The sequence below is a fragment of the Lentibacter sp. genome (assembly GCF_965658795.1).
GTDB lineage: Bacteria > Pseudomonadota > Alphaproteobacteria > Rhodobacterales > Rhodobacteraceae > Lentibacter.
The window spans coordinates 71,332-93,109 of the sequence record NZ_CBFHTG010000005.1; the positions used below are offsets into that span (position 1 = coordinate 71,332).

Annotated in this window: 27 protein-coding genes and 2 tRNA genes; 19 read left to right on the top strand and 10 right to left on the bottom strand. The window is 60.6% G+C overall.

The window, feature by feature from the left end:
• Nucleotides 1-37: 37 nt before the first annotated feature.
• Nucleotides 38-349 carry a cupin domain-containing protein gene (locus ACTG3X_RS05230; protein ID WP_439110187.1) on the bottom strand — a complete coding sequence of 104 codons (312 nt, stop codon included), beginning with the start codon at nucleotides 347-349 and terminating at the stop codon, nucleotides 38-40.
• 99 nt (nucleotides 350-448) lie between these two features.
• Here ACTG3X_RS05230 and ACTG3X_RS05235 point away from each other — a divergent pair, with 99 nt between their 5' ends.
• From ACTG3X_RS05235 to ACTG3X_RS05245, 3 genes are all read left to right on the top strand, one after another.
• Nucleotides 449-865, top strand: a complete 417-nt coding sequence (locus ACTG3X_RS05235; RefSeq protein ID WP_439110188.1) for an Lrp/AsnC family transcriptional regulator — start codon at nucleotides 449-451, stop codon at nucleotides 863-865.
• A gap of 75 nt (nucleotides 866-940) precedes the next feature.
• Nucleotides 941-1,681 carry a sulfite exporter TauE/SafE family protein gene (locus ACTG3X_RS05240; protein ID WP_439110189.1) on the top strand — a complete coding sequence of 247 codons (741 nt, stop codon included), beginning with the start codon at nucleotides 941-943 and terminating at the stop codon, nucleotides 1,679-1,681.
• A gap of 9 nt (nucleotides 1,682-1,690) precedes the next feature.
• Nucleotides 1,691-2,173 carry an RNA pyrophosphohydrolase gene (locus ACTG3X_RS05245; RefSeq protein ID WP_439110190.1) on the top strand — a complete coding sequence of 161 codons (483 nt, stop codon included), beginning with the start codon at nucleotides 1,691-1,693 and terminating at the stop codon, nucleotides 2,171-2,173.
• A gap of 4 nt (nucleotides 2,174-2,177) precedes the next feature.
• On the opposite strand, the gene ACTG3X_RS05250 is transcribed toward ACTG3X_RS05245, so the two are convergent.
• Nucleotides 2,178-3,188 (bottom strand): hypothetical protein, encoded by a 1,011-nt coding sequence (locus ACTG3X_RS05250; RefSeq protein ID WP_439110191.1) that lies wholly within the window; start codon nucleotides 3,186-3,188, stop codon nucleotides 2,178-2,180.
• A 103-nt stretch (nucleotides 3,189-3,291) separates the two neighbouring features.
• A tRNA-Thr gene (locus tag ACTG3X_RS05255) sits at nucleotides 3,292-3,366 on the bottom strand.
• Nucleotides 3,367-3,452: 86 nt separating this feature from the next.
• Between ACTG3X_RS05255 and ACTG3X_RS05260 the strand changes: the two genes are divergently transcribed.
• From ACTG3X_RS05260 to ACTG3X_RS05295, 8 genes are all read left to right on the top strand, one after another.
• Complete coding sequence (locus ACTG3X_RS05260; protein ID WP_439110192.1) at nucleotides 3,453-3,614, top strand: hypothetical protein; 162 nt, start codon at nucleotides 3,453-3,455, stop codon at nucleotides 3,612-3,614.
• Between the two features lie 5 nt (nucleotides 3,615-3,619).
• Complete coding sequence (gene murA, locus ACTG3X_RS05265) at nucleotides 3,620-4,891, top strand: UDP-N-acetylglucosamine 1-carboxyvinyltransferase (RefSeq protein ID WP_439110193.1); 1,272 nt, start codon at nucleotides 3,620-3,622, stop codon at nucleotides 4,889-4,891.
• Nucleotides 4,888-5,358 (top strand): DUF2948 family protein, encoded by a 471-nt coding sequence (locus ACTG3X_RS05270; RefSeq protein WP_439110194.1) that lies wholly within the window; start codon nucleotides 4,888-4,890, stop codon nucleotides 5,356-5,358. Before murA ends, ACTG3X_RS05270 begins: the two co-directional genes overlap by 4 nt.
• 88 nt (nucleotides 5,359-5,446) lie before the next feature.
• On the top strand, nucleotides 5,447-6,751 hold the full coding sequence (hisD, locus tag ACTG3X_RS05275; RefSeq protein ID WP_439110195.1) for a histidinol dehydrogenase: 1,305 nt from the start codon (nucleotides 5,447-5,449) through the stop codon (nucleotides 6,749-6,751).
• 95 nt (nucleotides 6,752-6,846) lie between these two features.
• On the top strand, nucleotides 6,847-7,326 hold the full coding sequence (locus ACTG3X_RS05280; RefSeq protein WP_439110196.1) for a UPF0262 family protein: 480 nt from the start codon (nucleotides 6,847-6,849) through the stop codon (nucleotides 7,324-7,326).
• A 66-nt stretch (nucleotides 7,327-7,392) separates the two neighbouring features.
• On the top strand, nucleotides 7,393-7,785 hold the full coding sequence (locus ACTG3X_RS05285) for a low molecular weight phosphatase family protein (RefSeq protein ID WP_439110197.1): 393 nt from the start codon (nucleotides 7,393-7,395) through the stop codon (nucleotides 7,783-7,785).
• Between the two features lie 2 nt (nucleotides 7,786-7,787).
• Nucleotides 7,788-8,183, top strand: a complete 396-nt coding sequence (locus ACTG3X_RS05290) for a ketosteroid isomerase-related protein (RefSeq protein ID WP_439110198.1) — start codon at nucleotides 7,788-7,790, stop codon at nucleotides 8,181-8,183.
• A 1-nt stretch (nucleotide 8,184) separates the two neighbouring features.
• Nucleotides 8,185-8,763 (top strand): GNAT family N-acetyltransferase, encoded by a 579-nt coding sequence (locus tag ACTG3X_RS05295; RefSeq protein WP_439110199.1) that lies wholly within the window; start codon nucleotides 8,185-8,187, stop codon nucleotides 8,761-8,763.
• Between the two features lie 8 nt (nucleotides 8,764-8,771).
• Here the strand turns inward: ACTG3X_RS05295 and ACTG3X_RS05300 are convergent, their stop codons facing one another.
• The 3 genes from ACTG3X_RS05300 to maiA all read right to left on the bottom strand — a co-directional run bounded on the left by ACTG3X_RS05300 (nucleotide 8,772) and on the right by maiA (nucleotide 11,153).
• Entirely contained in the window at nucleotides 8,772-9,305 is a 534-nt protein-coding gene (locus tag ACTG3X_RS05300) for a hypothetical protein (protein ID WP_439110200.1), read from the bottom strand.
• 120 nt (nucleotides 9,306-9,425) lie between these two features.
• Entirely contained in the window at nucleotides 9,426-10,460 is a 1,035-nt protein-coding gene (locus tag ACTG3X_RS05305; protein ID WP_439110201.1) for a TRAP transporter substrate-binding protein, read from the bottom strand.
• Between the two features lie 48 nt (nucleotides 10,461-10,508).
• Nucleotides 10,509-11,153 (bottom strand): maleylacetoacetate isomerase, encoded by a 645-nt coding sequence (maiA, locus tag ACTG3X_RS05310; RefSeq protein ID WP_439110202.1) that lies wholly within the window; start codon nucleotides 11,151-11,153, stop codon nucleotides 10,509-10,511.
• A 111-nt stretch (nucleotides 11,154-11,264) separates the two neighbouring features.
• On the opposite strand from maiA, the gene ACTG3X_RS05315 reads away from it, so the two are divergent.
• The 6 genes from ACTG3X_RS05315 to aroQ all read left to right on the top strand — a co-directional run bounded on the left by ACTG3X_RS05315 (nucleotide 11,265) and on the right by aroQ (nucleotide 15,354).
• Nucleotides 11,265-11,939, top strand: a complete 675-nt coding sequence (locus tag ACTG3X_RS05315) for an SOS response-associated peptidase (protein WP_439110203.1) — start codon at nucleotides 11,265-11,267, stop codon at nucleotides 11,937-11,939.
• A gap of 35 nt (nucleotides 11,940-11,974) precedes the next feature.
• A tRNA-Gly gene (locus ACTG3X_RS05320) sits at nucleotides 11,975-12,048 on the top strand.
• Nucleotides 12,049-12,135: 87 nt separating this feature from the next.
• The gene (locus ACTG3X_RS05325; RefSeq protein WP_439110204.1) at nucleotides 12,136-13,929 is read left to right on the top strand and encodes an ABC transporter transmembrane domain-containing protein; all 1,794 of its coding nucleotides are present in this window, start codon (nucleotides 12,136-12,138) and stop codon (nucleotides 13,927-13,929) included.
• Between the two features lie 66 nt (nucleotides 13,930-13,995).
• Entirely contained in the window at nucleotides 13,996-14,406 is a 411-nt protein-coding gene (gene lysM, locus ACTG3X_RS05330) for a peptidoglycan-binding protein LysM (protein WP_439110205.1), read from the top strand.
• 128 nt (nucleotides 14,407-14,534) lie between these two features.
• Nucleotides 14,535-14,849, top strand: a complete 315-nt coding sequence (locus ACTG3X_RS05335; RefSeq protein ID WP_439110206.1) for a hypothetical protein — start codon at nucleotides 14,535-14,537, stop codon at nucleotides 14,847-14,849.
• A 76-nt stretch (nucleotides 14,850-14,925) separates the two neighbouring features.
• On the top strand, nucleotides 14,926-15,354 hold the full coding sequence (gene aroQ / locus ACTG3X_RS05340; RefSeq protein ID WP_439110207.1) for a type II 3-dehydroquinate dehydratase: 429 nt from the start codon (nucleotides 14,926-14,928) through the stop codon (nucleotides 15,352-15,354).
• 216 nt (nucleotides 15,355-15,570) lie between these two features.
• Here aroQ and hutU read toward each other — a convergent pair whose 3' ends face one another.
• The 3 genes from hutU to hutI are packed head-to-tail and all read right to left on the bottom strand — an operon-like array spanning nucleotide 15,571 to nucleotide 19,231.
• Nucleotides 15,571-17,244, bottom strand: a complete 1,674-nt coding sequence (gene hutU / locus ACTG3X_RS05345; RefSeq protein ID WP_439110208.1) for a urocanate hydratase — start codon at nucleotides 17,242-17,244, stop codon at nucleotides 15,571-15,573.
• Nucleotides 17,241-18,029: an N-formylglutamate deformylase gene (gene hutG, locus ACTG3X_RS05350; protein WP_439110209.1), complete on the bottom strand. Its 789-nt coding sequence runs from the start codon at nucleotides 18,027-18,029 to the stop codon at nucleotides 17,241-17,243. The genes hutU and hutG overlap by 4 nt, the downstream gene beginning before the upstream one ends.
• On the bottom strand, nucleotides 18,026-19,231 hold the full coding sequence (gene hutI / locus ACTG3X_RS05355) for an imidazolonepropionase (RefSeq protein WP_439110210.1): 1,206 nt from the start codon (nucleotides 19,229-19,231) through the stop codon (nucleotides 18,026-18,028). The genes hutG and hutI overlap by 4 nt, the downstream gene beginning before the upstream one ends.
• Nucleotides 19,232-19,313: 82 nt before the next feature.
• On the opposite strand from hutI, the gene ACTG3X_RS05360 reads away from it, so the two are divergent.
• Nucleotides 19,314-20,675 carry a formimidoylglutamate deiminase gene (locus ACTG3X_RS05360; protein ID WP_439110211.1) on the top strand — a complete coding sequence of 454 codons (1,362 nt, stop codon included), beginning with the start codon at nucleotides 19,314-19,316 and terminating at the stop codon, nucleotides 20,673-20,675.
• Nucleotides 20,672-21,370, top strand: coding sequence for a GntR family transcriptional regulator (locus ACTG3X_RS05365; protein ID WP_439110212.1), 699 nt, complete (start codon nucleotides 20,672-20,674; stop codon nucleotides 21,368-21,370). Before ACTG3X_RS05360 ends, ACTG3X_RS05365 begins: the two co-directional genes overlap by 4 nt.
• A gap of 8 nt (nucleotides 21,371-21,378) precedes the next feature.
• Here ACTG3X_RS05365 and ACTG3X_RS05370 read toward each other — a convergent pair whose 3' ends face one another.
• Entirely contained in the window at nucleotides 21,379-21,762 is a 384-nt protein-coding gene (locus ACTG3X_RS05370) for a response regulator (RefSeq protein ID WP_439110213.1), read from the bottom strand.
• Nucleotides 21,763-21,778: the final 16 nt, after the last annotated feature.

A 21,778-nucleotide genomic window follows, 5' to 3' on the forward strand; every position in this document is an offset into this window, starting at 1 on the left:
CCTGTGAGGGCGCGGCCCTTTTTCGTGTGTGCCGCGTTCAGACGCTGCCTGCCGTTTCGATGACAAGCACACGCGCGGGGCCATCGGGGTGTGCGACGTGCTCATCGCCGCATGCGGCGTGAAATATATCGCCCACCGTAAGGCGCAGCACGTCTTCGCGGCCCTCACGGCGGACATGCATATCGACGGTGCCATCGAGCACGACAAAGACTTCGGGCCCATCGTTGATGTGCCATTTGTAAGGTGCATCTGTCCAATGCAGGCGCACTGTCGCATCCTTTATGCGCTCGATCAGAACGGCATCCCATGCGGTTGTGCCGGTAAAGTCGCGGGCGGATATTTTTTTCATGTCAGCTTCTCCCTGTGTGATGTAAAAATTCTAGAGCAGGCGCGACAGCGCGACCACTTGCAGACCGACGCCATTGGGCTGCGAAACGGGGGAATGGGCATGGATCATACCGACCAGAAGATATTGGCCGCATTGGCGCGCAATGCACGGCTGAGCTTTGCGGCTCTTGGCCGCGAGATCGGCCTGTCGCGCACAGCCGTGCAGGACCGTGTGGGGCGGCTGGAGCAAAGTGGCGTGATCACTGGCTATGTGACCGACTACAACGCCGAGGCGGCGGGGCTTGTCAGCGCGGTTGTGTTCGTGCGCATTGCCGCGCGGCCCTGTGAGCCTGCGCTGGCCTGGCTGGCCTCGCTTGCGGGGGTTGAGGAGGTGCTGTCGCTCTCGGGCGAGATTGACGCATTGGTGCGCTGCCGCGTGCCAAACCCGGCGGCCCTCACGGCGCTCAATGACAAGATCGGGGCGAGCGCCATGATTTCATCTGCGCTGTCATCGCTTGTGCTGACGCGGCGCTGTTAGGGGGCTGACTGCGCCTCGCCTCTTGTGGCGGCTCTGCCCTTGCGCCAGAAAGGGCGCAAGAAGAGGGAGCAGGACATGTTGGAAATTTTGGTGCTATGCGCTGCTGGCTTTGCGGCGGGCGCGCTCAATGCTGTGGCAGGGGGCGGCACGTTTATTTCGTTTCCGGCTCTGGTGTGGCTTGGCGTTCCGCCGATCATGGCCAATGCAACGGCAACTTTGACCGCCATCCCGGGCTATGCGGGCAGCGCTTGGGCGTTTCGCCGTGATATCTCGGCTGAGGGGGCTGTAAGCCTGCGCGGGATGCTGGCGATAGCGGCGCTGGGCGGGCTGATTGGCGCGCTCTTGCTGACAGTGACGAGCGAGGCGGCTTTTGTGGGCCTTGTGCCTTGGCTGCTCTTGCTGGCCACGGGCGTTTTTGCGGCGGGGCCGAAGATATTGCAGATGCTCAAGGGCAAAGGCCTTGGCGCGCTGGGCGGCAGTGCTGCGCTGATGGTGGTGTCGGTCTATGGCGGCTATTTCAACGGCGGCCTCGGAATCATGTTGCTTGCGGCCTTCGGGGTGATGGGCTTTCAGAACCTGCACGGCATGAACGGGCTGAAAAACCTGATGTCGGCCTTGCTCTCTATCGTGTCTGCCACGGCGCTTGCTGTGGCGGGGTTGATTGCCTGGAAAAGTGCGCTGGTGCTTGCGCTGGCCACCACGGCGGGGGGCTATGTTGGCGCGGCATATGCGCGTAAGATTACCAATATGAAGCTCTTGCGTGGAGCGATTGTGGCTGTGGGTCTGGTGATGACCCTTCTGTTTTTCTTGAAGTGAGGGCTTGCTATGACGGCTGATGAAATTGCCAAACTCCCCTATCGGCCCTGTGTGGGCGTGATGCTTGTAAACGGCGCGGGCCATGTTTTTGTGGGCCAGCGGCGCGACCGCGACCAAGACGCATGGCAGATGCCTCAAGGTGGCGTAGACGCAGGCGAAGAGGTGCGCGCGGCGGCGCTCAGAGAGCTTTGGGAAGAGACGGGCGTGACCGCAGACAAGGTAACAATAGAGGCCGAAAGCGCTGGCTGGCTGCCCTATGATCTGCCCCATGATCTGGTGCCCGAAATCTGGAAGGGCCGCTACCGTGGGCAGGAGCAAAAGTGGTTTTTGATGCGCTTTCATGGTGTGGATGAGGACATCAACATCGCGACCGAGCACCCCGAATTTTCAGAGTGGCGCTGGCTGCCTGCGGGTGAGCTGGTGGCCAATATCGTGCCGTTCAAGCGCGACGTCTATGAGGCTGTGCTGGCGGAGTTTGCCGCGCAGATTTGAGGCTCTAGGCCTGCCAACGCGCGGGCATACGCGCTTTGCGGAGCGAAACGGTGCTGACGCGCGCGTGCGCGGCCTCGGCGGCGCGGGCTGCCGCCACGTCTTCGGGGCTTGGGCGGGCCAGCGCTTCGGCCTCGGTCTCTTCTTCCAGCTTCCGGCGGAACGACAGCACGCTTGTCGCCAGCCAGAGCGGCTGGGAGAGGTAGCCACTGAATACGATCAGAACAAGCGCGGCGAGCTGTGAGGCGGGAGAGTCCAGCGCAGGCTCGGCCAGAGGGTAGGCAAGGCTGTCAGGCGCTGTGCCTGTCAGGTAGCTCTGGGCAAAATGCCAGAGTGAGGCGAGGCTGACCTCGGGGATCAGGACCTCTATCACAAGCGCGGTAAAGCACGTGACGAGGGCTATGTATGTCAGCCGGCTCACAAGGATGGGCCAGAAATTGTAGCCGATGCCCCAGAAGCCGTTGAAGCTGCGATCTGTTTCCCCAATGCTGTAGGCCGCGCCTGCCATGGGCACGGCAAAAAGCACCTCCACAACAAAGAAGAACGGCACATAGATAAAGGATGCGAGCAAGATCGAGGGGATACGATGGTCAAGCATCATGGTGAGGTCGGCGCGCAGGAACTCCCAAGGCGAGGTGAAAAAGAGGGTGAAGTGCTCAAGCCCGTAAATGGCCAGCAGGATCAACACGACAGGGAGCGAAGCCAGCATATAAAAAGCGCCGCGCACCATGCTCATTTTGAGCATTTCGGCGCGCAGATACTCTTGGTTGAGCTTGCCTGTGCTGCCGATAAACCCGAGCATGGAATGCAGGTTGGTGAGTGTGAAACACGTGGTCATAAAGGCTGCGGTGAGCGGTAAGAACACAACGAACATAGGCGAGAGAACCACTGCGCCAAGCGCGAGCAACATGGCAAGGCTGCCATAGATGCTGTAGCGGATTTCCAGCACGAACTTGGAAACGATCAGATGTGGAATCGCTCTGATCGCGAGTATGAAGCTGTATTTCAGGAGATCCATCTTGCGCTGCCTCTTGCTGCCTGAGGCAGGCCATAGCAAGCAAATGCGCATAATTTAGGGCAAAGCTGTGTTTGCCCCTGATGGTCTGGATTTTGAGGATATCTGGTGCTGCAGGGGAGGATTGAACTCCCGACCTCGTCATTACCAATGACGCGCTCTACCACTGAGCTACTGCAGCAACGATGTGGCGGGTGATTAGACCCAAATCAGCTTTCGCGCAAGGCCAATCTGGACGCGATGGGCACAGCGTTATAAGAGGCTTTCATGGAGCCGAAAAAAACAAAACCGAATACCAAGGGTGAAACCGCACGTGAAGACCGCTTGAAGGCCGCTTTGAAGGCCAATATGGCGCGTCGCAAGGCGCAGGCTAAGGCGCGCTCGGGTGTAAAGAGTGTCGGTGCTGAGACAGCGAAAGATAAAGGGTAGAGCAGATGGACCAGATTATCGTAACGGGCAGTGGCCCTGTGAGCGGCCAGATTCCGATTGCGGGGGCCAAGAACGCGTGTCTGGCCTTGATGCCGGCCACGCTTTTGAGCGAAGAGCCGCTGACGCTGACCAACGCGCCGCGCCTGAGCGACATTCGCACCATGACGCAGCTTCTGGAGAGCCTTGGGGCCGAGATTTCTGCGCTGTCTGACGGGCAGGTGATTGCCATGTCGTGCCACGGCGAGATCAACACGCGCGCCGAATATGACATTGTGCGCAAGATGCGCGCCTCCAACCTTGTGCTGGGGCCGCTGCTGGCGCGCGAGGGCCATGCCGTGGTGTCGCTTCCGGGCGGCTGCGCGATTGGCGCGCGGCCCATGGATATCCACACCGATGGTTTGGAGAAGATGGGGGCCGAGATCGAGCTCAAGGAAGGCTATTTGCACGCCAAGGCCAGTGGTGGCCGCCTCAAGGGCGCTGTCATCGACTTCCCGTTTGCTTCTGTTGGCGCGACCGAAAACATCATGATGGCGGCGACGCTGGCCAAGGGCACAACCGTGATCAACAACGCGGCGCGCGAGCCCGAGATTGTCGATCTGGCGGATTGTCTGCGCAAGATGGGCGCAGAGATTGACGGCGACGGCACGAGCACCATCACCATTCAGGGTGTTGACCGTCTTGGCGGGGCCACCCATCAGGTTGTGACCGACCGTATCGAGCTGGGCACCTATATGCTCGCCCCTGCGATTTGCGGCGGCGAGGTTGAGTGCCTCGGGGGCAAGCTGAGTCTTGTCGAAAGCTTTGTGGCCAAGCTCAACGAGGCGGGTGTGGATGTGGAAGAGACGCCTTCTGGCCTCAAGGTGGCGCGCAAGCGTGGGCCGATCAAGGCTGTGAACGTCACAACCGAGCCTTTCCCCGGCTTTCCGACAGATTTGCAGGCGCAGATGATGGCGCTTTTGTGCACCGCCGAGGGCACATCGGTTTTGGAAGAGAAGATTTTTGAGAACCGCTTCATGCACGCGCCCGAGCTTGAGCGCATGGGGGCTGATATTGAGGTGCACGGTGGCACGGCGACTGTGAAGGGCGTAAAGCGCCTGAAGGGTGCGCCTGTGATGGCGACCGATCTGCGCGCCTCTGTCTCGCTTATTCTTGCGGGTATGGCGGCTGAGGGCGAGACGGTTGTGAACCGTGTCTACCACCTTGACCGTGGCTATGAGAAAGTTGTGCGCAAGCTTTCGGGCATCGGCGCGAAAGTGGAGCGGGTGAAAGCGCCATGAGCGTGGATGCAAGCTTTGAAGACGGGGCCGAGCGCCCGCTGAACCTTGGGGCGCTGGATACAGACGACCTCAAGGTGATTTCGGCGCTTGTGCAGGATGCTGTCTTTCCCGTCACCGAGATGAAGTATGACCGCAAGGCGCGCCGCTTTGCGCTGCTGATCAACCGCTTTCGCTGGGAAGATAAGGGCGCAGGCCGCCACGCGCCCGAGCGGGTGCAGGCTGTGCTTGCGTTTGATACTGTGCTGGGCGTGGCCACACAGGGCGTGAGCCGTGAAGACAAAGACATGGTCTTGTCGCTGCTCACGGTCGAGTGGGAGGCAGGCGAAGCGCCTGCGGGCAAACTTGTGCTTACGCTGGCAGGCGACGGGGCGATACGGCTTGAGTGTGAGGCGCTTGATGTGACGTTGAAAGACGTGACACGCCCTTACAAAGCACCGTCCAGGAAAGCGCCGCACCACGACGGCTAAGCCTTGCTTGCGCGGCTGCGACCAATCTGTGGCTTGAGGGCGGGCCTGTGCGGCGTTAAGACGGGCCAAGCCTTGAAAGGATACCGTCATGCCGCAATTTCTGGACGCCACCGATACTGATTTTGAAGCTGCTTTTGTGGCGCTCTTGGGCGCCAAGCGTGAAGACAGCCCCGATGTGGACGCCACTGTGGCCGAGATCATTGCTGATGTGCGCGCGCGCGGCGATGCGGCTGTGATCGAACTGACAGAGCGGTTTGACCGCGTGACACTGACGCCTGAAACGCTGCGCTTTTCGCCGGAGGAGATTGCTGCGCTGGTGGCAGATGTGCCGCAGCACGAGCGCGCGGCGCTTGAGCTGGCAGCAGAGCGCATCCGCGCCTATCACGCGCGCCAGATGCCTGAAGATGCGAGCTGGACGGACGAGAGCGGCGCCACGCTGGGCTGGCGCTGGGGGCCTGTGAGCGCGGCGGGTCTCTATGTGCCCGGTGGGCTGGCGTCCTATCCGTCGTCTGTTTTGATGAATGCGATTCCTGCGAAGGTGGCCGGTGTTGCGCGGCTGGCGATTACGGTGCCGACACCTGATGGTGTGGCCAACCCGCTTGTGCTTCTGGCGGCGCAGCTGGCGGGGGTTGACGAGATTTACCGCATCGGCGGAGCGCAGGCCGTGGCCGCGCTGGCCTATGGCACCGAGACGATTGCGCCCGTGGACAAGATCACCGGGCCGGGAAACGCCTTTGTGGCGGCGGCCAAGCGGCGGGTTTTTGGCAAGGTCGGGATTGATATGATCGCGGGGCCAAGCGAGATCCTTGTGATTGCGGACGGAGATAACGACCCTGACTGGCTGGCGCTGGATATGCTCAGCCAAGCGGAGCATGACGAAAGCGCGCAGTCGGTTCTGGTTACGACGGATAAGGCGATGGCCAAGGCTGTCGAGGCCGCGATCGAGCGGCATTTGCTGACGCTGGAGCGCCGCGATATTGCTGCGAAAAGCTGGCGCGACTTTGGCGCTGTTATCGTTGTGCCTGACTTGGATGTTGCGGCCGAGCTGTCAAACCGCATGGCGCCCGAGCACTTGGAGCTCTGTGTGGCCGACCCTGATGCGCTGGCGGAAAAGATCACCCATGCGGGGGCGATCTTTCTTGGGGCTTGGACGCCTGAGGCGATTGGCGACTATATCGGCGGGCCGAACCATGTTTTGCCGACAGCGCGCTCTGCGCGGTTCTCTTCGGGCCTGTCGGTGATGGACTTTGTGAAGCGCACAACCATGGCCAAGATGACACCCGCAGCCCTGCGCGCGATTGGGCCGGCGGCAGAGACGCTTGCCATTGCTGAGAGCCTTGAAGCCCACGGATTGAGCGTGCGGGCGCGGCTCAACCATTTGAACGAGCTTTGAGTGCGGTTGCCGTTGCATTTGGCGGGTGGCGCGCTAGGGTTTGACGGACTGGGCAGGCTATCGCGCCTGCGCTGAAGGTAAGAAGGCAAAAGATGATGTCGCGTATTTCTCATATCGAGCTGGATGACAGCAACCTCCCGCCGCCGACGCCGGAGATCGAGCAGGAGCGCAAGGTTGCGATTTATGACTTGTTGGAAGACAACGTCTTTACGCTTCCCAAGCGGGACGAACGGGCTGTGCCTGAGGGGCCATACCGTGTGGGCCTGTCGATCCGCGAGAAGCGGCTTGTCTTTGACGTGCTCACCGAGGCTGAAGACAAGGCGGCGGAGTTCCACCTTTCGCTTTCGCCTTTTCGTCAGGTTGTGAAAGATTACTGGCAGATCTGTGAGAGCTATTTTGACGCTGTGAAGAACATGCCTCCCAGCCAGATCGAGACGATCGATATGGCGCGGCGGGGGATCCACAACGAGGGCGCGCGCATTCTGGCCGAGCGGCTTGAGGGCAAGGCCGAGGTGGACAACGATACGGCGCGCCGCCTGTTTACCCTTGTTTGTGTTTTGCATTTCGGGGGCTGAGACTTGGTAAAATCGCTTCCCCAATCGGTCTTGTTTTGTTGTGATCATAACGCCGTGCGCTCGCCCATGGCAGAAGGGCTGATGAAGCGCTTTTACGGCATGGGCACATATGTGCAGTCGGCGGGTGTGAAGAACGACCTTGAGATTGACGGGTTCAGCGTGGCTGTTTGCGAAGAGCTGGGTGTGGAGCTGTCGCGCCACCGCTCGCGCAGCTTTGACGAGATGGAGCGCATGGGCGAGGTCTTGTCTTCCTTTGATGTGGTGGTGGCGCTGTCGCCTTTGAGCCGCGATCTGGCCGAGGAGCTGACACGCGGCTTTCACACCGAGCTTGAGTATTGGCCGATTGGCGACCCTTCGGCCAAGGGCGAAACGCGCGCGGCCAAGCTTGAGGCTTACCGCGAGGCGCGCGACCAGATTATTGCACAGATCAAAAGCCATTGGGGCGAGCCTGAGGAGTGAGCATGAGCACAGCTGTTGAAACCTATTTTGCCGCCTTTAATGCGGGCGACACCGACGCGATGCTGGCCTGTCTGGCCGAGGATGTGGCCCACCATGTCAACGAAGGAAAAGTGCGTGTGGGCAAGGCTCTTTTTGCCGAGTTTTGCGCGCATATGAGCCGCTGCTATGGCGAAGAGCTGACCGATATGGTGATCTTTGAGGCCGAAGGTGGCACGCGGGCGGCGGCGGAATATATCGTCAACGGCACCTATTTGGCGACAGATGCGGGCCTGCCTGAGGCCAAGGGCCAGACCTACCGCTTGCCTGCGGGCTCGTTCTTTAGCCTTGAGGGCGGAAAGATCACCCGCGTTGTGACCTATTACAACCTCGCCGATTGGGTGGCGCAAGTGAGCCGCTGATATGGAGCTGCGTGCCCTCACAGGGGACACGCTGGCCGCTGCGCTGGACGATGTCGCGCGGCTGCGGATCGAGGTGTTTGCCGCCTATCCTTATCTTTATGATGGCGACCTTGCTTATGAGCGGCGCTATCTGGAGCCTTACCGTGCGCAGGATGCTATTGTCGTGGGCGCTTTTGAGGGCGCTGAGCTTGTGGGCGCGGCCACGGGGATGCCTTTGGCGGCCCATGCCGATGACTTTGCCGTGGCTTTTGAGGGCACGGGGATAGCGCTTGAGGATGTATTCTACTGCGCTGAATCTGTGCTTTTGCCAGAGTATCGCGGGCAGGGGATTGGCCATGCCTTTTTTGAGTATCGCGAGTCTCATGCGCGCCGCTTGGGCTTTGATCACGCGGCGTTTTGCGCTGTGTTGCGCCCTGAGGATCATCCGATGAAGCCTGAGGGCTACCGCCCGCTTGATGCCTTTTGGCGCGCGCGGGGCTATGCGCCGCTTGACGGGATCACGGCGCAGTTTGGCTGGCGCGATATTGGTGAGGAGGCGGAGAGCCTCAAGCGGCTGCAAGTCTGGATGCGGGCGCTTTAAAGCGCGGTCTAGGCAAGAAAATCATCAATTGTGCGGTTGAGCCGAGCCAAGGCGTCTGCGTCGGAGTGTGCATCGAGGGGCTCAAGTGTTGCTTTGATCCTTACGGTGGGGGACAGGCGCTTCCATATCGTGCAGTAGCGCGTGGTGGTTCTGTCGCGGCAGAGCGCTCCGTTGTCTGCGTCACCGCGTGTGATAGCGCCTTCAAGATCGGCGATTTTGGCAAGGTTGTGGACGTCGAAATGGGCCCCGCCATACATCTCGCGGGTAAAGTGAGAGTCGCGCAAGATCATGATTTTGGGGTTGCCCAACAGGGCGCCTGTGCTCTTGATGGAACCGTTTTTTGCGGTCCAAAGCTCTGTGGCGATGATCGTTTCACTGCCGCCGTCGCTAAGGTTGCAGAGGTGGCGTAAGTCAGATTTCTGGTCGCGGTGGCGACTGTAGTAGACTTGGCGCTGCTCCTCGGGGTCGCGTGTTTCAAGACGAAGCATGGCCTCGTATGTGGGCGGCAGGGCAAAGCCCAGTTCGCCAACTGTGACCAACAAGGGAACATGGCTTACCCTGTTTTTAGCCAGTTTATCCTATGGCTCATGCTTGTGACACCCTACAAAAAAACCGCGGCAACGCTGGGTTGCCGCGGCTCGGGAGTGAAAGCTTTGTGAGGCTTACATACCGTTTTTCTTGATCAGATCTTTGGCTTGGTCAAGCAAGGCCTGGCCGTCAAAGCCTTTGCCATTCATCTCTTCGACCCAGCCGGCTTCTACACCGCTTGCGGCGGCTTTCCACTCGGCGACTTGGGCATCTGTCAGAGTGATGATGTTGTTACCGGCCTCGGCTGCGAGCTTACGCGCAGGGATGTCGCCTTCGGCTTGTGTCTTGCCTGCGAGCGCAGAAAAATCAGCGCCGGACTGGCCGTCGATGGCGGCTTTCATCTCGTCAGAGAGGCTTTCGTACTTCTGTTTGTTCATGACCAGAACAAAGGCTGTTGTGTAAAGCGACTCGTTGCCAAACTCGGTGTGGTTGCTGACAAGCTCTGGCACTTTCAGCGCGGCTGTCACTTCCCATGGAATCACGGCAGCGTCGATCACGCCTTTCGAGAGCGCCTCAGGCACGGCGGGTACAGGCATACCCACGGGTGTTGCGCCAAGGTCTGACACCATTTTGTTGATGATACGTGTGGGTGCGCGCAGCTTCACGCCGTTGAGGTCGGCCACATCTGTGATCGGCTCTTTGGAGTGGATGAGGCCGGGGCCGTGGACCCAGAGACCGAGGATTTTGAAATCTTTCAAGTCGCTGTCAAACATGTTGGCTTCGGCGTATTCCCAGAACGCGCGCGAGGTGGCTTCGGCGTTGTTCATCATGAAGGGCAGCTCAAATGCTTCGGCTTGCGGGAAACGGCCCGGGGTGTAGCCCAGCACTGTCCAGGCGATGTCGGCCACGCCGTCTTGCACTTGGCCGATCAGCTCTGGTGGCTTGCCGCCGAGCTGCATGGAGGGGAAGTGGTTGATCTGGAGAGCGCCGCCCGAGGCTTCCTGAACGCGCTCGATCCATGGATCGAGGATATATTTTGGCACGTTGGCCTGCTGGGGCAGGAACTGGTGCAGCTTGAGTGTAACGTCTTGCGCATTTGCGGCCATGCCTGTGGCGGTGAGGGCGGTCGCAAGTGCGAGGCCTCTGATGGCTTTTTTCATAAGTGACATGTGTTTTCTCCCTTTTTACACGTCTGGTTTTTGCCTGATTGCTGAGCGTTAGGCTTCGAAATCAGGCTGGTTCTTCGGGGCAGCGTTGTCAAATGCTGATAGCTTTTGACAGGCTGCATAAACGGCAGAAACATGAGGCAGGTCATCGTAGCGGATGCCGAAGCGCTCAGCGGAAAAGACCTGTGGCACAAGGCAGATATCGGCGAGGCCCGGTGTATCGCCATAGCAGAATTCTGTGTGTGTGCTGCGCTGTGCGAGGAGGTCTTCGCAGGCTTTGAGGCCGTCGCGCAGCCAGCGGGTGAGCCACGCGTCTTTGGCGGCTTCGTCAACGCCCAGATCACCTGTGAGATACTTCAGGATCCGCAGGTTTTGCAGCGGGTGGATCTCGCAGGCGATGACCTGCGCAAAGCCGCGTTCGCGGGCGCGTGTGAGCGGATCAGATGATAGAAGCGGCGGTGTCGGGTGGGTCTCGTCAAGCCATTCGAGAATGGCGAGAGACTGGATCAGCACATCGCCTTCATCTGTCACCAGAGCGGGCAAGAGGCCTTGGGGGTTGAGCGCTTTGAAGGCTGGCTCATGCTGTGCGCCATTTTTCAGGTGCACAGGCTTAAAGCTGTAGTCGATGCCTTTCAGGTTGAAGGCAATACGGCAGCGATAGGAACTTGAGCTGCGGAAGTATCCGTAGAAATCCATAAAGCGTTACACCTCCCAAGTGATCACGAATTGTTAAGTAACGTATAGCGTAAAAGCAACAAGATTGTTTCAAGGCTTTTACAGGGTTTAGCGCTGCTTTACCCTTGCCCCATGTGTGGACGCGTTGCGGTAACTTTGCCAAGCGATTCTATGGCGCAGCTTTTTGGGGCGGCGCCTGCAAACGACTTGCCCATTGTGCCCAACTACAATGTTTGCCCCACCGATGCAGTGCATGTGGTGCGCGCCAGCGGGAGCGGGCGGGCGCTTGTTTCAATGCGATGGGGCTTTATCCCCGCGTGGTATAAAACGCCCACAGATGGCCCCCTGCTGATCAATGCCCGTGCCGAGACGATAGCAAAGAAGCCTGCGTTTGGCGCGGCTGCGCGGGCGCGGCGCTGTCTTGTGCCTGTGAGTGGCTACTACGAGTGGGCAGCACAGGGCGGAGCAAAGCTGCCGTGGTATTACCACCGCAGAGATGGCGCGCCGCTGGCTTTGGCGGGCATCTGGCAGACGTGGCAGGTGGGCGACACGCCTTTGGCGACCTGTGCGCTTGTCACCACGGCCTCTAATGCGCTCGCCGGTCAGGTGCATCACCGTATGCCCGTTGTCTTGGAGCCAGACGCATGGGGCAAGTGGCTGGGCGAGGCGGGCAAGGGGGCTGCCGCGCTGATGCGGCCTGCGCCAGAGGATGTGCTGAGCGCATATCGGGTTAGCGCAGCGGTCAACTCCAACCGCGCAGCGGGCTGTGAGCTGATCGAGCCGTGGCTGGATGACGAGGGCGCTTGACGCTCCTGCGCTCAGTCGATATTCAGGCGCTCGAAGCGGGCGTTGTGTAGTGGTAAGACCTTAGCCTTCCAAGCTAATGACGCGGGTTCGATTCCCGCCGCCCGCTCCAAGAAATCCTTACCATCGCGACAAGTGGCCGCTTGACGGGCCTGCTCTCGGGCTGCAAAAAGCCCCAGACTTTACAGGCGCGGATGATATGGCAAAGACAGTTGTGGACAAGAGCGAAGAGCGTGCGGCAACCAAGGATGTGGCGGCGCTCAAGGCGCTGATGCCATTCATGGCGCCCTACAAGTGGCTTGTGGTGGCGGCGGGCCTTGCGCTGATGCTGACAGCCGCGCTCTCGCTCACTCTGCCTCTGGCGGTGCGCCGTGTGATTGACAACTTTGGCACCAAAGATATCGCTGTGCTTGATCTCTACTTTATCGCGGCGATCGGGGTTGCGGCTCTTCTCGCGCTGGGCACGGGGCTGCGCTATGCGCTGGTGACGCGTCTGGGCGAGCGGGTTGTGGCCGATATTCGCAAGGCTGTGTTTGATCGCGTGATCGGGTTATCCCCGAGCTTTTATGAGCGCGTGATGACAGGCGAAATTTTGAGCCGCATCACAACAGACACAACGCTGATCCAGTCGGTCATCGGGTCGTCTGTCTCTGTGGCGCTGCGCAATGTGCTGATCTTCGTTGGCGGTATGATCCTGATGCTGTTTACCAGCGCCAAGCTCACAGGCCTTGTGCTTCTGATCGTGCCGCTTGTTGTGGTGCCGATCCTTACGCTGGGGCGGCGCTTGCGCACGCTGAGCCGCGAGAATCAAGACTGGATCGCTGCCAGCTCGGGGCAGGCCTCCGAGACACTGAGCGCTGTGCAGACGGTACAATCATTTGCGCAAGAAAGCGTGGCGCGGCGCGACTTTTCCAACGTGACAGAAAAGAGCTATGACGTGGCCAAGAAGCGTATCACCGTGCGCTCGATCATGACCGTGGCGGTGATGTTTCTGGTCTTTGCCGGTGTTGTCGGTGTGCTCTGGATAGGCACGCGCGATGTGCGAGCCGGCGAGATGAGCTCGGGCGCTTTGGTGCAGTTTCTGATCTACTCCATCATGGTTGCGGGGGCTGTTGCGGCGCTCTCGGAGATCTGGGGGGAGTTGCAGCGCGCGGCAGGTGCGACCGAGCGTTTGGTTGAGCTGCTCAATGCGGTTGATCAGGTCAATGACCCTGATGCGCCCGTTGCTTGCCCTAAGCCTTTGCACGGAGATGTGCGCTTTGAGGGTGTGCGCTTTGCCTACCCGTCGCGCCCTGACCGTGCCGCGCTTGAAGATTTGAACCTTGAGGTGAAGGCTGGCGAAACCGTTGCCTTTGTTGGCCCTTCGGGGGCTGGCAAGACAACCATCATGCAGATGATCCAGCGCTTCTACGACCCGCAGGCGGGGCGTATTCTGCTGGATGGCGTGGATGTGCGCGAGATGCTGCGCGAGGACTTTCGCGGGCAGATTTCGGTTGTGCCGCAAGACCCGATTATCTTCTCTGGTTCGGCGCGCGAAAATATCCGTTTTGGCCGCCCGGATGCGAGCGATGCCGAGGTTGAGGCCGCAGCACAGGCGGCGGCTGCGCACGGGTTTATCGAGGGGTTGAACGAGGGCTATGAGACGCGCCTTGGCGAGCGGGGTGTGATGCTCTCTGGCGGGCAAAAGCAGCGCGTGGCGATTGCGCGCGCGATCTTGCGTGATGCGCCGTTGCTGTTGCTGGACGAGGCCACATCTGCCTTGGATGCAGAGAGCGAACGCGCTGTGCAGGAGGCTGTGGAGCGGCTCTCGGCAGACCGCACAACCTTGATCGTGGCGCACCGTCTGGCGACGGTGAAAAAGGCCGACCGCATCGTTGTGATGGAAGACGGGCGCATTGTGGCGCAGGGCACTCACGATACGCTGGTGGCTGAGAACGGGCTCTATGCGCGGCTTGCGCGGCTCCAGTTTACCGATGGGGCCGAGGCGGCCTGATTTCCCCCTTGTGGCGGGGGCAGGGATGGCCCAAACTCTTTGTGTTGTTTAACCATGGAGGACCAGATGGGTCTGTTTAGTTTTTTCAAGCGCTCGGGCAAACGCCTCAAGAGCGAAGAGCCTACAGCCGAAGATCTCAAAAAAGAAGTGGCCGACCTTGGGCTTGATGCCGAGGGTCTGGATATTGTCATCGAAGGTGACAAGGTCAAGGTCACGGGCAATGCTGTTTCTGAGGAAATGCGCGAAAAAGTCATCCTTGCGGTGGGCAACGTAGACGGCGTGGCCGAAGTGGAAGACGACGCGGGCGAAGCCAATTTTCACACCGTTGAAAAAGGCGATACGCTCTGGGCTGTGTCAGAAAAAGCGCTCGGTTCGGGCGCGCGCTACATGGAAATTTTTGAGGCCAACAAGCCGATGTTGAGCGACCCCGACAAGATCTATCCGGGGCAGGTTCTGCGTATTCCGCAAGACGCGTAAGCCCTGGCTTTTGCACCTGTTTTGAGGCCTCTGCACAGATGTGCGGGGGCCTTTTTTGTTGTTTTTGCTAGACCTTGCGGCAACAGTCAGGCAGGTGTTGGGCAGTGTTTTGAGACGGAGGCAAAGAGATGAATTCCTACGCGATTGGTATTGTAGCTGTGGTGTTTTGTGCTTTGTTTGTGGCGGGAACGGCGGCGCTTGAGTATGGGCGCGCGGCGGTTCTTTTTGGGCTGGTGGCCGCGCTTGCAGCGCCTGTGGCGGTGCATAAAGTGACAGATCGCAACTGGTCTGTCGGCTTGCTGCTGGGCCTTGCGAGCTTTGCGAGTTTTCCCATCAACAACCTCTATGGCCTGACATCTTTCTTTTACGCCGTGCCTGTCATTTTGGCCTATGCCGCCGCGCTCTGGGCGATCGGGCTGGGCTGGACACGCAGCTGGCGCTGAGGCTTTTGGCCACCAACGGGGCTTGCGCTTTGGCTGTGCTCTGGCCAGAGTTGCGCCCAGCATGAAAGGGCATGACATGGCGCAAACGATCTTTGTTCTCAACGGGCCGAACCTGAACCTTTTGGGGAAGCGGGAGCCTGAAATATATGGCTCTGACACGCTGTCAGACGTTGAGGCGATGTGCCGTACCGCGGCGGGTGCTGCGCGGATCGACTTTCGCCAGAGCAACCATGAAGGGGTGCTGGTCGACTGGATTCAGGAGGCGCGGGATGTCGCGGATGCGATCGTCATCAACCCTGCCGCCTACACGCATACCTCTGTGGCGATCCTTGATGCGCTGAGCGCTTTTGACGGGCCTGTGGTGGAGGTGCATATCTCGGATGTGCACAAGCGCGAGGCGTTTCGCCACCATTCTTACGTGAGCCAGCGGGCAGATCATGTGATCGTCGGGCATGGTGTGCAGGGCTATGTCGAGGGGCTGGAATGGGCCTTGGGGCAGCTTTAGCCCATATTTTTAGGGCATTTTGACGACTGTAGCAGCCTGAGCTTTCTCAAGGCTTGAGGCTGCGCACCGAAGTGTTAACGCGCTTTTGCGCCGTCTGAAGCGGGGGGTGAAAAGCGTGCACCCTGCGTGCACCATGTGTGCACCGCCTGATGCCGCGTTGAATTAACCCAAAATTAGGTAACGCAGCGCGCGCAGGTCGCGCGCGCTGCAAAAGGCTCAGTTGCCCAGAATGCCGGGCAGGCGCAGTTTGTTGACGCGGGCGCAGTCAAGCGCGTCTTCATATCCTGCGTCTGCATGACGCCAGACGCCTGAGGCGGGGTCGTTCCACAAGACGCGCTCAAGGCGCTTGGCGGCTTCGGGTGTGCCATCGGCGCAGATGACAACGCCCGAGTGCTGTGAGAAGCCCATGCCAACGCCGCCGCCGTGGTGCAGCGACACCCAGGTTGCGCCTGAAGCGGTGTTGACCAGCGCATTCAGAAGTGGCCAGTCGGACACCGCATCGGAGCCGTCTTTCATGGCTTCGGTCTCGCGGTTGGGGGAGGCCACAGAGCCAGAGTCCAGATGGTCACGGCCAATCACCACGGGCGCTTTCAGCTCGCCGCTGGCGACCATTTCGTTAAACGCCAGCCCCGCTTTGTGGCGGTCGCCAAGGCCGATCCAGCAGATGCGCGCGGGCAGGCCCTGAAAGGCGATGCGCTCGCGCGCCATGTCGAGCCAGTTGTGCAGATGCGCGTTCTCTGGGAAGAGCTCTTTCATCTTGGCATCGGTTTTGTAGATATCCTCGGGGTCACCTGACAGGGCCACCCAGCGGAACGGGCCGATACCGCGGCAGAAGAGCGGGCGGATATAGGCGGGCACAAAGCCCGGGAAGGCAAAGGCGTTTTCAAGGCCTTCGTCTTGGGCGACCTGTCGGATGTTGTTGCCATAGTCGAGCGTGGGCACGCCATCGTTCCAGAAATCGACCATCGCCTTGACGTGGACTTTCATTGAGGCGCGTGCAGCTGCCTCGACGGCCTTCGGGTCGCTCTCGCGCTTTTCGCGCCATTCGGCCATGCTCCAGCCTTGGGGCAGGTAGCCGTTGAGCGGGTCGTGTGCGCTGGTCTGGTCGGTGACGATATCGGGGCGAATGCCTCTGCTGTGAATTTCGGCGAAGATATCGGCGGCGTTGCCGAGAAGGCCGACAGACTTGGCTTCGCCAGCAGCGGTCCAGCGGGTGATCATCTCCATGGCCTCATCAAGCGTTTCGGCTTTCTCATCAAGATATCTGGTGCGAATGCGGAAATCGATGCTGTCGGGGTTGCACTCGACCGCAAGGCAGCAGGCGCCAGCCATAACCGCGGCCAGCGGCTGTGCGCCGCCCATGCCGCCCAGCCCGCCTGTGAGAATCCATTTGCCCTTGAGGCTGCCGCCGTAGTGCTGGCGGCCTGCTTCGGCAAATGTCTCGTAGGTGCCTTGAACGATGCCCTGCGTGCCGATGTAGATCCAGCTGCCAGCTGTCATCTGGCCATACATCATCAGGCCTTTTTTATCGAGCTCGTTGAAGTGATCCCAGTTGGCCCAATGGGGCACGAGGTTGGAGTTGGCGATGAGGACGCGGGGGGCGTCTGTGTGGGTTTTGACAATCGCCACGGGCTTGCCTGACTGCACCACCAATGTCTCGTCATCCTCAAGGTCTTTGAGGGAGGCGACGATGGTGTCAAAATCTTCCCATGTGCGCGCGGCGCGGCCGATGCCGCCGTAAACAACAAGCTCGTGCGGGTTTTCGGCCACGTCGGGGTGCAGGTTGTTCATCAGCATGCGCAGGGGCGCTTCTGTCATCCAGCTCTTTGTGTTGAGCTCTGTGCCTGTGGGCGGGTAGATATCGCGGGTGTTTTTACGTGGGTCGCTCATGTCGGGCTCCAGTTTTGCAGAGATGTGAGGATGTTTTTGAGGGGGATGCGCAGCGCTTCGGCCTTGGCTTTGTCATAGGCGAAGGGCGCGCTTTCTGTGGTGAGGTGGGTGGATTGGGCCAGCTCCATCTGGACGCTATGCCAGCCTTGGGTCGGGCGGCCATAGTGGCGTGTTGTCCAGCCGCCTTTGAAGCGGGCGTTGAGCACTGTGCTGTAGCCGCTGGCTTGGCAGGCGTCATAGACAAGGCTTTCGATGCTTTCTGCGCATGTCGTGCCATTGTTTGTGCCGATGCTGAAGTCGGGCAATTTGCCCTCAAAGAGGAACGGGATACGGGAGCGTATGGAGTGGCAATCATAGAGGATCGCGAAGCCGTGGCGTGCGGCTATGCGGGCCATCTCGGCCTCGATCGCTGCGTGATAGGGCGCGTGATAGGCGCGGCGGCGGGCCTCGATTTTATCTGCGGTTGGCTCCTGGCCTGCGCGGTAGATGGCTCTGCCGTCAAAGTCTGTGGTCGGGCAGAGGCCTGTTGTGTTCTGGCCCGGGTAGAGAGATGTGCCTGACGGGTCGCGGTTGGCATCAATCGCGTAGCGATGGATACGGGTGCGTATGGTTGTGACGTCGTCCACCAGCCCGTCATAGAGCCTGTGGATGTGCCAGTCGGTGTCGGCCAGCGCGCGCCCTGTGGCGTTGAGCTTTTCCGCGAGGCCTTCGGGCAGCTCTGTGCCCGTGTGGGGCAGGCCGAGCACGAGGGGGCTTTGGCCCTGAGTGATGTCAAGAAAGCTCATGTGGCTTGGCCTGCGAAGATACGTTTGTGCAACGGGTTGATGCCGATGCCGTAGGAGAGCTCGGCGGGGGTGGCCACATCCCAGATCGCAAGGTCGGCGCGTTTGCCTGCTTCCAGTGTGCCTGCATCGCTGAGGCCCAGAGCCTGTGCCGCGTGGCGGGTGACGCCTGCGAGCGCCTCGGCGGGCGTGAGGCCAAAGAGGGTGCAGCCCATGTTCATGGCAAGCAAAAGCGAGCCGAGCGGGGAGGAACCGGGGTTCCAATCGGTTGCGAGTGCCATGGGCACGGCATGGTCGCGGAAGGCTTGCACGGGGGGGCTTTGCGTCTCGTGGAGGGTGTAGAACGCGCCGGGGAGAAGCACGGCGACTGTGCCTGCGGCGGCGAGCGCGCGGGCGTCTGCCTCGGTGGCGTATTCCACATGATCGGCGGAAAGCGCGCCGTAGCGGGCGGCAAGCTGTGTGCCGCCGATGTTGCTGAGCTGTTCGGCGTGCAGCTTGACGGGCAGGCCGAGGGCGCGGGCCGCGTCAAACACGCGGGTGATTTGGGGCACGTCAAAGGCGATGCCTTCGCAGAAGCCATCGACCATATCGACAAGCCCTTCGGCGTGGGCGGCCCTGAGCGCGGGGAGGCAGACTTCGTCGATATAGCTGTCAGCCTTGGCACCTTTGGGCACGGCATGCGCGCCAAGGAAGGTTGTGGAGATCCGCAGGGGGCGCTTTTGGGCGAGCTGACGGGCGACGCGCAGCATTTTGAGCTCGGTCTCGTGGTCAAGGCCGTAGCCTGACTTCACCTCAATGGTGCTCACGCCCTCGGCGATCAGCGCATCGGCGCGGGGGAGCGCGGCTTTGAGCAGATCGGCCTCGCTGGTGTTGCGGGTGGAGGTGACGGTGGAGACGATACCACCACCCGCGCGGGCGACCTCCTCATAGGAGGCACCCTGCAGGCGCATCTCGAATTCGAGCGCGCGGTTGCCGCCGTGGACGATATGGGTGTGACAGTCGATCAGCGCGGGGGTGACGAGACGGCCCTCAAGGGAGGTGGCCTGTGCGCTTTGGTAGGCGGCGGGCAGCGCGGCCATGGGGCCGACCCATGTGATCTTGGCGCCTGTTGTGACGAGAGCGGCGCGCTCGATCAGGCCATAGCCCTCTGCATCAGGGTGCATCGTGGCGATGGTGGCCTCGGTGTAGACTTGGGGCGCTGACATATCACATCCTTGCTATAATCTGTTCTTATCAATAATATGTAGCTACATAAAAAGTCAACGATATCTCGATGGAGTTTCAGCAGTGACAGTTATTCACGCAAAACAGGCGCTTACCCCTCTGGGCTGGCAAGACAATGTGGCCGTTCATGTAGACGCTGCGGGGCGAATCGCAGCGGTTGGGCCGCAGGATGGTGCAGCCGATTGCGCGGTTGATCTTTTGCTGCCCGCGGCGGTGAACCTGCACAGCCATGCGTTTCAGCGGGCGATGTCGGGGCTGACAGAGATGCGCGGGCCTGACCCCTCTGACAGCTTCTGGACATGGCGGCGCTTGATGTACCGCTATCTTGACCGCCTCACGCCAGACGATATCGAGGCGATTGCGGCGCAGGTTTTTCTTGAGATGCTGGAGGCAGGCTATGCGGGTGTGGCCGAGTTCCATTATCTGCACCACGATGTGGGCGGCAAAGCCTATGGCAACCCTGGCGAGCTGAGCGAACGGATTGTGGCGGCGGCTGAGGGGGTGGGCATCGGCCTTACGCTTTTGCCTGTGCTCTACCAGTGGGGCGGCTGCGATGCGCGCCCGCTTCAAGGCGGGCAACAGCGTTTTGGCACCACGCCCGAGCAGTATCTGCGCCTGCATGAGGCAGCCACGCGGGCTGTGAGCGCGGGGCCTGCCGACTATGTGATTGGTGCGGCGCCCCACTCTTTGCGCGCGGTTGATGAGGCGGGGATGAGCGCTGTGCGCAGGCTGGGCGGGCCTATGCATATGCACCTGGCCGAGCAGGTGGCCGAGGTCGAGGAGGTGCTGGCACATAAAGGCGCGCGGCCCACGCAGTGGCTGTTGGACAACCACGATGTGGATGCGCGCTGGTGCCTTATTCACTGCACGCAGATGACGGCTGACGAAACCCGCGCATTGGCCGCAACGGGCGCTGTGGCGGGGCTTTGCCCCATCACCGAGTCAAGCCTCGGCGACGGGATATTCAACGGTGTGGACTATCTGGGCCACCAAGGGCGCATTGGCTTTGGCTCGGATTCCAACGTGCATATCGCCTATTTTGACGAACTGAAAACGCTGGAGTATTCGCAGCGCTTGCGCGACCGTTCGCGCGCCGCACTGGCGACAGCGGCGCAGTCAACGGGGCGCGTGCTTGTCGAGGCCGCTGCCCTAGGGGGCGCGCAGGCGGCCGGGCGGGCAGGCGGCGCGATTGCGGCTGGCCAGTGGGCCGATCTTGTGGGGGTGAGCACAGACAATGCGTGGCTGTGCAACCGCAAGGGCGATACGGTGCTGGACAGCCTTGTCTTTGGCGGGCACGGGCAGGCCTGTGTCCAAGATGTTTGGTCTGCGGGCCGACATGTTGTAAAGGATGGCCAACACGCCAAACGCGCCGAGACGGCGGCGCGATTCCAGAGCGTTGTCGAGAGATTGGGACAAGACATTTGAACACACAGCTACGCCGCAGTTGGCACGACATTCGCGATACATTGCAGGGGCGTATTTTTGACCGCACCTATCAGCCCGGCGACAAGCTGCCGCGCGATGAGGACATTGCCGAAGAGCTGGGCTGTGCGCGCTCAACCGTGCAACGCGCGATGCAGGATCTGGCGGATGCGGGCGTTGTGGAGCGCAAGCGCAAGGGGGGCACACATGTGCGCCCCGACCCTGTGACGCGGGCGACGCTCGACATTGCCATCACGCGCGTCGAGGTGGAGGCCAAAGGCGCGGCCTATGGCTACCAGCTTGTCTCGGCTGCGCGGGAGGTGACGCCGCTGTCGGTTGCGGCGAGTTTCGGGCTGAGCGCGCCTGAGGAGATGCTGCATGTGCAGGCGCTGCATCTGGCCGATCAGCGGGCCTATGTTTTTGAGGATCGCTGGGTGAGCCTTGTGAGCTGTGCGGAGATCGAGGCCATTGACCTGACACGGCAAAGCGCGAACGAATGGCTTGTGCGCAACAAGCCTTACAGCCGCTGTGATGTGCGGCTCTATGCGATAGAGGCCGATGAAACGCTGGCGGCGCGGATGGATGCCAAGGCGGGTGCGGCTTTGCTTGTGATCGAGCGGACAACATGGCTCAACGATGTGCCGATCACCTCGGTGCGCTCGGTGACAAAGCCGGGCTACCAGCTTCTGACGCAGTAGGCGCAGGGCTAGTGCGCGGAGGTTGTGCTTTGTCCGATTGTGTGCGGCGGCATGTATTTTAGCAGGTCGGCCTCTGAGGAGGGCTTGCTGAGGCGGCCCAATTCGCCGAGGCCTTCGGGGATGATGCCCAAGGTCGAGGTGTAGCCACTGAGAAAGACAAAGGGGATGCTGGCGGCTGCGAGCTGTTCGGCGATGGGCTGGCTTGTTTGGCCGTTGCCCAGATTGAAATCAAGAAAGGCAAAGGCAATGGCATGTTGGCGCATACAGTCCAGCGCCTCTTCTTGTGAGCCGCATATGTGGACATTTTCATATCCGGCTTTCTTGAGAACTTCGTCTATCACGACCGCCAGCATGAAATGGTCTTCGAGGATGAGCACGCCAAAATCTTGCACAATAATTACTCCGTAC

Coding starts and splice junctions, on each gene's coding strand:
- hutI (WP_439110210.1), bottom strand. CDS start 19,231: ATGTCAGCGCCCCAAGTCTACACCGAGGCCACCATCGCCACGATGCAC.
- hutG (WP_439110209.1), bottom strand. CDS start 18,029: ATGAGCTTTCTTGACATCACTCAGGGCCAAAGCCCCCTCGTGCTCGGC.
- ACTG3X_RS05235 (WP_439110188.1), top strand. CDS start 449: ATGGATCATACCGACCAGAAGATATTGGCCGCATTGGCGCGCAATGCA.
- ACTG3X_RS05270 (WP_439110194.1), top strand. CDS start 4,888: ATGAGCGTGGATGCAAGCTTTGAAGACGGGGCCGAGCGCCCGCTGAAC.
- ACTG3X_RS05245 (WP_439110190.1), top strand. CDS start 1,691: ATGACGGCTGATGAAATTGCCAAACTCCCCTATCGGCCCTGTGTGGGC.
- murA (WP_439110193.1), top strand. CDS start 3,620: ATGGACCAGATTATCGTAACGGGCAGTGGCCCTGTGAGCGGCCAGATT.
- ACTG3X_RS05325 (WP_439110204.1), top strand. CDS start 12,136: ATGGCAAAGACAGTTGTGGACAAGAGCGAAGAGCGTGCGGCAACCAAG.
- ACTG3X_RS05280 (WP_439110196.1), top strand. CDS start 6,847: ATGTCGCGTATTTCTCATATCGAGCTGGATGACAGCAACCTCCCGCCG.
- lysM (WP_439110205.1), top strand. CDS start 13,996: ATGGGTCTGTTTAGTTTTTTCAAGCGCTCGGGCAAACGCCTCAAGAGC.
- hisD (WP_439110195.1), top strand. CDS start 5,447: ATGCCGCAATTTCTGGACGCCACCGATACTGATTTTGAAGCTGCTTTT.
- aroQ (WP_439110207.1), top strand. CDS start 14,926: ATGGCGCAAACGATCTTTGTTCTCAACGGGCCGAACCTGAACCTTTTG.
- ACTG3X_RS05335 (WP_439110206.1), top strand. CDS start 14,535: ATGAATTCCTACGCGATTGGTATTGTAGCTGTGGTGTTTTGTGCTTTG.
- ACTG3X_RS05290 (WP_439110198.1), top strand. CDS start 7,788: ATGAGCACAGCTGTTGAAACCTATTTTGCCGCCTTTAATGCGGGCGAC.
- ACTG3X_RS05230 (WP_439110187.1), bottom strand. CDS start 349: ATGAAAAAAATATCCGCCCGCGACTTTACCGGCACAACCGCATGGGAT.
- ACTG3X_RS05305 (WP_439110201.1), bottom strand. CDS start 10,460: ATGTCACTTATGAAAAAAGCCATCAGAGGCCTCGCACTTGCGACCGCC.
- ACTG3X_RS05240 (WP_439110189.1), top strand. CDS start 941: ATGTTGGAAATTTTGGTGCTATGCGCTGCTGGCTTTGCGGCGGGCGCG.
- ACTG3X_RS05315 (WP_439110203.1), top strand. CDS start 11,265: ATGTGTGGACGCGTTGCGGTAACTTTGCCAAGCGATTCTATGGCGCAG.
- hutU (WP_439110208.1), bottom strand. CDS start 17,244: ATGAGCGACCCACGTAAAAACACCCGCGATATCTACCCGCCCACAGGC.
- ACTG3X_RS05250 (WP_439110191.1), bottom strand. CDS start 3,188: ATGGATCTCCTGAAATACAGCTTCATACTCGCGATCAGAGCGATTCCA.
- ACTG3X_RS05295 (WP_439110199.1), top strand. CDS start 8,185: ATGGAGCTGCGTGCCCTCACAGGGGACACGCTGGCCGCTGCGCTGGAC.
- ACTG3X_RS05285 (WP_439110197.1), top strand. CDS start 7,393: ATGGCAGAAGGGCTGATGAAGCGCTTTTACGGCATGGGCACATATGTG.
- maiA (WP_439110202.1), bottom strand. CDS start 11,153: ATGGATTTCTACGGATACTTCCGCAGCTCAAGTTCCTATCGCTGCCGT.
- ACTG3X_RS05260 (WP_439110192.1), top strand. CDS start 3,453: ATGGAGCCGAAAAAAACAAAACCGAATACCAAGGGTGAAACCGCACGT.